Annotated in this window: 7 protein-coding genes; all 7 read right to left on the bottom strand. The window is 70.5% G+C overall.

Going from position 1 to position 9,377, the window contains the following annotated elements:
- Positions 1 to 1,124 (bottom strand): methyl-accepting chemotaxis protein (locus tag VED21_RS04580; RefSeq protein ID WP_324881139.1); only part of this gene is annotated, 1,124 nt, incomplete at its 3' end.
- Between the two features lie 79 nt (positions 1,125 to 1,203).
- On the bottom strand, positions 1,204 to 1,824 hold the full coding sequence (locus VED21_RS04585; RefSeq protein WP_324881140.1) for a chemotaxis protein CheC: 621 nt from the start codon (positions 1,822 to 1,824) through the stop codon (positions 1,204 to 1,206).
- Positions 1,821 to 2,207 (bottom strand): response regulator, encoded by a 387-nt coding sequence (locus VED21_RS04590; RefSeq protein ID WP_324881141.1) that lies wholly within the window; start codon positions 2,205 to 2,207, stop codon positions 1,821 to 1,823. Before VED21_RS04590 ends, VED21_RS04585 begins: the two co-directional genes overlap by 4 nt.
- A gap of 113 nt (positions 2,208 to 2,320) precedes the next feature.
- Positions 2,321 to 4,147, bottom strand: coding sequence for a sensor histidine kinase (locus tag VED21_RS04595; protein WP_324881142.1), 1,827 nt, complete (start codon positions 4,145 to 4,147; stop codon positions 2,321 to 2,323).
- 1 nt (position 4,148) lies between these two features.
- Positions 4,149 to 4,541, bottom strand: coding sequence for a response regulator (locus VED21_RS04600; RefSeq protein WP_324881143.1), 393 nt, complete (start codon positions 4,539 to 4,541; stop codon positions 4,149 to 4,151).
- A 15-nt stretch (positions 4,542 to 4,556) separates the two neighbouring features.
- The gene (locus tag VED21_RS04605) at positions 4,557 to 6,725 is read right to left on the bottom strand and encodes a response regulator (RefSeq protein WP_324881144.1); all 2,169 of its coding nucleotides are present in this window, start codon (positions 6,723 to 6,725) and stop codon (positions 4,557 to 4,559) included.
- The coding region (locus tag VED21_RS04610) for a response regulator (protein WP_324881145.1) at positions 6,722 to 9,377 on the bottom strand (2,656 nt) is incomplete at its 5' end. The genes VED21_RS04610 and VED21_RS04605, both read right to left, overlap by 4 nt.

The raw sequence follows: 9,377 nt of genomic DNA on the forward strand, positions 1-9,377 counted from the left end.
TGGGCGGCGGCGCGGTTGATCTCCTCGATGGCGGCCGACAGCTCCTCGGCGGCGGAGGCCACCTCCTCGGCGGTGCGGCGGATGTCGGCGGCGCCGGTCAGGTCGTCGGCGATCTCGGACAGCTGGGCGGCGGCGCGCTCACTCTGCGACAGCGCCTGGGCCTGCTGGCCGACGGTCTTCAGCGCCTCCTCGCTGGCGGCCGACTGCTCCTCGGCGGCGGCGGCGATGTTCTCGCCGCCCTTCTGCGCCTCGCGCGCGGCCGTCTCGGCCTCGGCGGCGGCCTTGATGGTCTCCCGCGCGCCGTGGGCGATGGCGGTCATGTCGCCGCGCACGCGCTCCAGCTGTCCGGCCACCTGCCGGCCGCGCTCCACCTCGGCGCGGGCGGTGTCGGCGGCGCCGACGATGCCCTGGGCGATGCCGCCCACGGTCTCCTGGATCTGCGCCACAAGGCCCTGGATGTCGCGGGTGCAGCGCTCCGACCGCTCGGCGAGCGCCTGCACCTCGTCGGCGACCACGGCGAAGCCCTTGCCGGCGTCGCCGGCACGGGCCGCCTCGATGGCGGCGTTCAGCGCCAGCAGGTTGGTCTGGTCGGCGATGCGGGCGACACCCTGGACGATGGCGCCGATCTCGCCGGCCTGGCGCTCCAGCTCGCGGACCAGGGCGACGGCGGCCTCCTGCCGCTCGGCGGCGCTGACGATGGCCTCGATGGAGCCGAGGATCTGTGCGCTGACCACCTTGACCGTGCCGTCCAGCGCCTCGACCTTGCCGACCGCCACCTCGGCGTTGCCGCGGGCGCGCTGCACCATCTCGGCCGCGCGGTCGATCATGCGCTGCGACTGCTGGGTGGCGGCGGCGGCCTCCTCGGCACCGGCGGCGATCTGCTCCATGGCCTTGCGCAGTTCCTCGGCCGCGGCGGCGGCCTCGGCCACGCCGCTGGCGAGCTGGCTGGAGGCGGTGGCGATGCCCTCGGCCGCCTTGCGGCGGCGGGTGTTGGCGCGCACGCGGCGCTTCTGCGCCTCGCCGCCCGCATCGTCCCGGGGGAGGACGACCGTGTCGTCCGGCTCCGGCGTGGCGGCGGGCGTGCCGGCGGTGCGGGTGATCTGCGTCTTCTTCACGAGAGCCATCGGTGACACTTCCCTGATGCGGTGCGCCGGGTCATGGCCGGGCGCCTCTTGTTGTCGTTCTTGTCGTTGCGGCGCGGCGTCAGCCCAGCACGCGCTCCACATAGGCGGCGAGGCGCGCGCGCAGCGCCTCTTCCGACGCCGTGTCGACGGCGACGACGATCTGGGCGGGGACGTTGCGCGCCTTCATGCGGGTGCGCACGGAGAAGACGATGGCCGTCGCCCCGGACCCTTCGCCGGCGCCGCACTGGGCGAAGACTTCCAGCCCGTTGCCGTACAGCACCCGCGGCAGCGCGGTGTCGAGCCCGGCGCCCAGCATGTTCGCCATGGACGACAGGCAGTTGTTGAGCACGATGTTGCCGACCTCGGCCAGCGCCTCGGGCGCCAGCGCGCCGGCCTCGTCGGGCGGCACCTCGTCGGGCAGGGCGGCGCGCACCAGCTCCAGGCTGCTCGCCTCCGGGACGACCAGCAGCGCCACGCCGGCCATCGGCCCGGAGAAGCGCTCCGACACCGCCACGAGGCGGCCGGCGTATTCGGCGTCGAAGCGGCGCGCCGCCTCGGCGCAGGGCACCACCTCGACGGTGGGCACCGACATCGCCACCTCGTCGCCGACCATGCGGCTGAGCGCGACCGAGGCCTTCGACACGCCGATGTTGGCGAGTTCGGCGAGCGCGTCGGTCTCGATCTCGCTCAATACGATCATGGGGCGGCGGCCGGGCGGCGCGGCAGCAAGGTGGACGCCAGGAAGTGCTTGATCTGCTCCTCGTCCACCGGCTTGGGCAGGAAGGCCGCACCCAGCGCGCGGATGCCGGCGACGACGGCGTCCTGGGCGTTGGCGGTGACCATGGCGATGTGCACGTCGGGGTGGCGCTGGCGCACCTCGGTGGCGGCGTCCAGGCCGTTCATGCCCGGCATGTTGTAGTCGATTATGGCGATATGGATACTACTTTTGTCCAGCTCCTCGAAAAGCTCCGAGGCGTTCGCCGCTTCCGACACGCTCCAGTCCGGCCTGTGGCGCAAGACGATTCCACGCAAGTGCATGCGCGAGAGTTTGCTGTCGTCGACGATTATTACGTTCTTATTCACGTGTGACTCCGAGACGCGACCATGCGAAGGCTGAACCGTTTGTGCGGACTATACCCCACCCCGCGCCCAATCAGCCAGTGGCGAGGTGGCAGATAGGCCAAAGCGGAAAGAGGCTAGGCAACCTGCATGTCCATAGGGTCGGCGTGGCTGTGCGGGCCGGGCGCGCGCAGCGGGAAGCCGAGGGAGAAGGTGGTCATGCCGGCGCGCTCCCCGGCGCTCGCCCCGGCGGTGGTCAGCGACGCCTCGCCGCCCAGCTTGGTGGTGAGCGACTGCACGATCTGCAGCCCCAGGCTGGAGGCGCTGCGCCAGTCGAAGCCGGACGGCAGGCCGGCGCCGTCGTCGCGGATGGTCAGCGTGGCGCGGTTGCCCTGGCGGCCGACGCTGATGGTCAGCGTGCCGCGCCGGCCGTCGCTGAAGCCGTGCTTCAGCGCGTTGGAGAAGATCTCGTTGACGATCAGCGCCAGGAGGATGCTGCGCGTCATGTCGAGGTTGAGGTCCTCGCATTCGATGGCGATCGTCACGCGGTCGGCGACGCCGTAGGATTCCTTCAGCTGGTCGGTGAGGTCCTGGAGGTATTCGCGGAACTCCAGCCCGGTGCGGTCGCCCTGGCTGCTCAGCATCTCGTGCACGAGGCTCATGGCGTGGACGCGGTTGACCGAGTCCTGCAGCGCCTTGCGCACGCCGTCGTCCTCCATCTGGATCGACTGGAGGCGCAGCATGGAGGAGATGACCTGCAGGTTGTTCTTCACGCGGTGGTGCACCTCCTGCACCAGGATCTCCAGCTGGGCGTTGGCGGCGCGCAGGTCGGAGGTGCGGGCCTCCACCTCGCTTTCCAGCATGCGCTTGGCGCGCTCGTCGCGCCGGGCCTGGCGGAACACCAGGATCGACAGCGCGCCCAGCGCCAGCAGCGCCACCGCCGCCATGCCGCCGGGCACGCGGGAATCCTCCAGCCACACGGCCAGCAGCGCGTCGCGTTCGATGGCGATGCTGACGTAGAGCGGCAGGTTGGCGATCTTGGCGTAGGCGATGATCATCCGGCGCCCGTCCTCCGTGTCGGTCACGGTGCCCGACGCGGTGCCGTTGACCGTGCCGTTGGCGGTACCGTTGACGGCGGCGGCCGAGGTGGGGGCGGGGGCGTCGCCCGGCGCGGTCGCCATGGCCTTGCGGATGGCGTCGGCGCCGGTGACGTGCGGCGGGCCGCCGACGGTGGCCGGCGGGTACTGCGCCAGCAGCTGCAGATCCTTGCGGAACAGGCTGATCACCGGCCCGTAGGGCAGGTTGACCGAGCGGTAGAACTCGGCGAAGTAGTCGACGTCGATGATGGTGGCGGCGATGCCGCGGAACTCGCCGTTCGGGCCGTTGATGCGGCGGCTGAGCACGAAGCCCAGGTGGTCGGTGGCGCGGCTGACCAGCAGGCCGCTGATGTACAGCGCCGGCTTGCCGTCGCGGTGGACGCGGAAGTACTCGCGGTCGGCGACGCTGTAGGGATTGACCGGGAAGGTGGCGCTGACCTGCCGGACCATGCCGTTCTGGTCGGCCAGGAACAGCGCGTCGACGTAGGGGAAGCGCTCGCTCAGCCGGTGCAGGGCCTGCCACGTCTTCTGCGAGGCGGCGACGGCGTCCCATCCCTCGTTCTCGATGGCGGCGATGGCCTCCCCGGTGGCGAGGTCGGTCGCCTCGAACAGGCGGGAGCCGTGGTCGGCGAAGAAGAAGGCGGCGTCGCGCGCCTGCTGCTCGCCGCGCGCGATGACGCGCTCGTAGCTGGAGGCGGCGAAGATCAGGAAGGTGCCGGCCACCACCGCCAGGCAGGCGATGCAGGCGTAGCCCAGCAGCGTCTCGCGCGGCAGGCGGTGCAGCAGGCCGCCGGCCGGCGGCGGGGCGGCGCCGGGCGCCGGTTCGGCCAGCTCGGCCGCCATCTGCGCCGTCATCTTGGCCGCCATCTTAACCGCCATCATTCATCACCGTGCGGATGGCCTGCCGCAGAACCGACGGCAGGAAGGGCTTGCCGATCGCCATGGCGTCCGGCAGGCCGCGGGCGCGCAGCTCGCGCCAGTTGCCGGTGACGAACAGCACCGGCGTGCGGCGGGCCGCCTGGATCGCCTTCACGGCGTCGATGCCGTCCTGCGGGCCGGGCAGGCGGATGTCGGCCAGGATCAGGTCGGGCGTATGCCGCGCGGCCGCCTTGATGGCGTCCTCGGCGGTGCCGGCCACGGCGCACACGTTCCACCCCAGCTCCTTCAGGATGGCCGTCAGGTCCAGGACGATCAGCGGCTCGTCCTCGATGATCAGGACGCGCGGCGGCGTCTCCTCCGGGGTCGCACCGGATGAAGCCATTTTCCCTTACCTCCGTCAGTCGCACGCCATCTCGGCACCCACGGCCGCGTCCAGCGCCGCGCGCAGCGCGCGGGCCAGTTCGTGGCGCAGGTACGGCTTCTGCAGAACCGGGGCCGGCACCTTCGATTCCCGGCTGCGCGCCAGCGCGAATTCCGGATAGGCGGAGGTGTAGAGGATCCGCAGGCCCGGCCGCGCCTCGCGCGCGCAGGCCGCGAGGTCGTAGCCGTTCATGCCGCCGGGCATGGCGATGTCGGTGAACAGCAGCGTCGCCTCCTGCCCGCCGGCCAGCAGGTCCAGCGCCGCCTGGGCGCCGGCCGCCTCGACGACCGTGTAGCCCAGTTCGCGCACCTCCTCGGTCGCCACGGCGCGCACGCCGGGGTCGTCCTCGACCAGCAGGATCACCTCTCCGGGCCTGGCCATCGGGCATTCCGCCTCCATCGCCTCGCCGCCGGGCGGGCGGGCGAGGTTCACGGTGGCGCGCGGCAGGATGAAGCGCACCGCCGTGCCCTGGCCCGGTTCGCTGTCGATGCGGATGTCGCCGCCCGACTGCCGCACGAAGCCGTGGATGATGCTGAGCCCCAGGCCGGTGCCGTGGCCCAGTTCCTTGGTGGTGAAGAACGGTTCGAACGCGCGTTCGCGCACGTCGGCGGGCATGCCGGTGCCGCTGTCCACCACGCCCAGCAGCACGTAGTCGCCGGGGGCGGCTTCCGGGAAGCGGTCGCGGCCCTCGTCGCCGCTGGCCTCGCCGATCGTGAGGTTGGCGGTCTCGATGCGGATGCCGCCGCCGCCGGGCATGGCGTCGCGGGCGTTGACGACGAGGTTGAGCAGCGCCGATTCCGCCTGCGCCCGGTCGACCACCACCGCGCCCAGGTCGGCCGACAGGTCGAGCGTGATCTCGATCTCGTCCTCCAGCGTGCGGCGCAGCATCTGCATCATGTCGCCGACCATGCCGTTGAGGTCGAGCGGCACCGCCTGCAGGGGCTGCCGGCGGGCGAAGGTGAGCAACTGGCGCGTCAGGTCGGAGCAGCGCAAGGCGCCCTGCATCGCCATGTCCAGGCGCTGGGCCAGCTTCGGCTCGTCCTGCATGTGGCGCTGGACGCGTTCCAGGTTGCCGATGATGACGGCCAGCATGTTGTTGAAGTCGTGCGCGATGCCGCCGGTCAGCTGGCCCAGCGCGTCGATCTTCTGCACCTGGGCCAGCTGCTGTTCGGCCCGGCGGCGTTCGGTGACGTCCAGCCAGGTGCCGACGATCTCCCGCCCGCCGGCCGGCACGGTGACCACCGCGCCCTGGTCCAGGAAATGGCGGTAGGTGCCGTCGGCGCATTGCCAGCGGTATTCGGTGTTGAAGGTGGTGCTGGTGAGCGCCGCCGCCTTCTCCGCCAGCACGCGCTCGCGGTCGGCGGGGTGGATGCGGGCCGACCAGAACTCCGGATCCTCCAGGAAGCGGGACGGCGGGAAGCCGCACATGCGCTCCACCATCTCGCCGAAGAACTGCGGGCCGGTCTGGCCGGTCGACAGGTCCATGCTGTAGACGGCGATGGGCAGCGAGCGGACGATCAGCGACTGCCGTTCCTCGCTGCGCTGGAGCGCCTGTTCGGCGATGCGCCGTTCGGCGTTGGCGCGGATGTTCTCGTCCAGCAGGCGCTGCTTGAGGGCCACCTGGCGCTGCAGCTCGCGCGTCTTGTTGAACAGGTCGACGAAGACGGCGACCTTGGAGCGCAGCACCGCCGGGTCGACGGGTTTGAGGACGTAATCCACCGCCCCGGCCGAATAGCCGCGGAACATGTGCATGTCGTCCTTATTGACGCCGGACAGGAAGATGATGGGCACGTGGCGGTTGCGCTCGCGCTGGCGCACGAGGGTGGCCACCTCGTAACCGTCCAGGCCGGGCAGGTGCACGTCCAGCAGGATCAGCGCGAAGTCGCGCCGCAGCAGGTGCCGCAGCGCCTCCTCGCCCGACGCGGCCTTGACCGCGTCGATGTCCAGCGTGGCGAGCGCCTGTTCCAGCGCGAACAGGTTGTGCGGGTCGTCGTCCACCAGAAGGACGCTGGCCCGGGTTTCCTGGTTCGTCACCGGAGCCATCATCGGCTGGCCGGGGGGTTGGCCGAGGGGCTGGCTGGGGGCCTGGGTGGCAGCGGGTACGCCGGTCGCCAGGGGCCCGGTGTCGGGCAGGGTGATCATCATCGGTGCAACCATGCGCGCAGCGTGGCGAGCAAGCGGTCGATCTCGACCGGCTTGGCGATGTAGTCGGACGCCCCGGCTTCCAGGCACTTCTCCCGGTCGCCCTGCATGGCCTTGGCCGTCACGGCGATGACGGGCAGGGCGGCGTAATCGTCGATGGTGCGGATCTCCCGCATCACCTCGTACCCGTCCATTTCCGGCATCATCACGTCGACCAGGGCCACGTCGACCTGCGGGTTGGCCTTCAGAAGCTCGATGCCGTCGCGGCCGTTCTCGGCGAACAGGACGTTCATCCGGTGCTGCTCCAGGACGCTGGTCATGGAGAAGATGTTCCGGATGTCGTCGTCGATGATCAGGATCGTGCTGCCGGCCAGCGCCGTCTGCCGCTGGCGCAGCTGTTCCAGCATCGCGCGGTCGTCGTCCTGCAGGCTGCCAAGCGGGCGGTGCAGCAGGAACGCCGTGGTGTCCAGCAGCTCCTCCGGCGTGGCGGCGTGACGGACGAGCACGGCGTGCGACAGCACGTCGAGCTTTTCGGCCTCCGCGTCGGTCAGCGGCTTCTTCAGGTAGACCACCACCGGCAGGGCCGGCAGGTTGTCGCGGATCCGCTCGATGGTCGGCAGCATGCCCGAGCGCGGCAGGCCGGAGCTGAGCACCACGCAGTCGAACGGTTCGGACGCCAGCAGGCGCTGCGCCTCCTTGGCCGTGCCGGCGTGGGTGACCTGCACGTCCTCGCCGCCGACGCGCTCGGCCAGCTGCTCGCGCAGTTCGGCGTCGTTCTCGACGACCAGCAGGCGCATCACGTCGCGGGCGACGATGCCGCGCAGCGCGGTGAAGGCGGCCGACAGCTTCTGCATGTCGACCGGCGTGGTGGTGACGTCGAAGGCGCCCACCGCGCGGCAGCGCTGGCGGCTTTCCTCCGGGGCGATGACGTGCGCCGGGATGTGGCGCAGCTCCAGGTCGTGCTTGATCAGCTCCAGGAGCGCCAGCCCGTCGATGTCGGGCAGGTGCAGGTCGATGGCGATGGCGCTGGGCTTCACCTTGCGCAGCAGCGCGATGGCGCCGTTGCCGGTCTGCGCCAGCACCGTCTTGAAGCCCTTCTCGCGGGCGATGTCCATCATGGAGCGGGCGGCCGTCGGCTCCGGCTCGACGATCAGCATGACCAGATCGTCGCCCATGATGGTGTCGCGGTCGTCCGCCTGCTCGCCGCGCGGCTGGAGGACGAAGCGCTCGGCCGCCGCCGCCGGGGTGCCGGCCGCCGCGTCCGCCGCCGCGGTCTTGGACAGGCCCGGCTCGTAGCGGACGGGCAGGTAGAGGGTGAAGGTGCTGCCCTCGCCCGGCGCGCTGGTCACGCGGATCTCGCCGCCCAGGCGCTGGGCGATCTCGCGGCTGATGGAGAGGCCCAGGCCCGTGCCGCCGTACTTGCGGCTGGTGGTGCCGTCGGCCTGCTGGAACGCCTCGAAGATGATCTTCTGCTTGTCCTCCGGCACGCCGATGCCGGTGTCGGTGACCGAGAAGGCCAGCACCTGCGGGGCGGTGCTGAGCGAGGAGTTGTTCGGGCTCCAGCCGTCCTCGGCCGGGCCGATGCGCAGGGTGACGCCACCGGCCTCCGTGAACTTGAAGGCGTTGGCGAGCAGGTTGTTGATGACCTGCTGCAGGCGCTTCTCGTCGGTGCGGATGATCTTCGGCAGGGTGTCGTGCAGTTCGATGGCGAAGGACAGGCGCTTGTTCTGCGCCACCTGCCGGAAGGTGCGTTCCAGGTGCTCCACCATCTCGGGGATCTGGACGTCGCCCACCTCGATGGACACGGTGCCGGATTCGATCTTGGACAGGTCGAGGATGTCGTTGATCAGCGCCAGCAGGTCGGAACCGGCGGCGTGGATGGTGCGGGCGAACTCGATCTGCTTGTCGTGCAGGTTGCCCTGCGGGTTGTCCGACAGCAGCTTGGACAGGATCAGCAGGCTGTTCAGCGGCGTGCGCAGCTCGTGGCTCATGTTGGCCAGGAACTCGCTCTTGTACTTGGAGGTCAGCGCCAGCTGTTCGGCCTTCTCCTCCAGCGCCCGCTTGGCCATCTCGACCTCGCGGTTCTTCGCCTCGACCTGCATCTTCTGGCGGGAAAGCAGCTCGGCCTTCTCCTCCAGCTCCTCGTTGGTGCGGCGCAGCTCCTCCTGCTGGGACTTCAGCATCTCCTCCGACTGGCGCAGCGAGGTGGCCTGCTGCTCCAGGCGGTCGTTGGTCTTCTTCAGCTCCTCCTGCTGGCTCTGCAGCTCGGCCGTCAGCAGCTGGGACTGCTTCAGCAGGCCTTCCGTGCGCATGGTGGCGGCGATCGTGTTCAGCACGATGCCGATCGATTCCATGAGCTGGTCGAGGAAGCTGCGGTGCGTCTCGCTGAACAGGCTGAAGGAGGCCAGCTCGATCACCGCCTTCACCTCGCCCTCGAACAGGACGGGCAGGACGATGATGTTGAGCGGCGGCGCCTCGCCCAGGCCGGAGTTGATCTGGATGTAGTCGCCGGGGACCTTGCTGAGCAGGATCGGCTGCTTCTCGAAGGCGCACTGGCCGACGAGGCCCTCGCGCAGCTTGAAGCTGTTGGAGAGGTGCTTGCGCGTCTTGTAGGCGTAGGAGGCGACGAGGTCGAAGGTGATCTCGTCCTCTTCC

The organism is Azospirillum sp., assembly GCF_035627195.1.
Lineage (GTDB): Bacteria > Pseudomonadota > Alphaproteobacteria > Azospirillales > Azospirillaceae > Azospirillum.

Bases quoted from the DNA above. Each gene is read 5' to 3' on its own strand.
- VED21_RS04585 (WP_324881140.1), bottom strand. From the start codon at position 1,824: ATGATCGTATTGAGCGAGATCGAGACCGACGCGCTCGCCGAACTCGCC.
- VED21_RS04600 (WP_324881143.1), bottom strand. From the start codon at position 4,541: ATGGCTTCATCCGGTGCGACCCCGGAGGAGACGCCGCCGCGCGTCCTG.
- VED21_RS04595 (WP_324881142.1), bottom strand. From the start codon at position 4,147: ATGGCGGCCAAGATGACGGCGCAGATGGCGGCCGAGCTGGCCGAACCG.
- VED21_RS04605 (WP_324881144.1), bottom strand. From the start codon at position 6,725: ATGATGATCACCCTGCCCGACACCGGGCCCCTGGCGACCGGCGTACCC.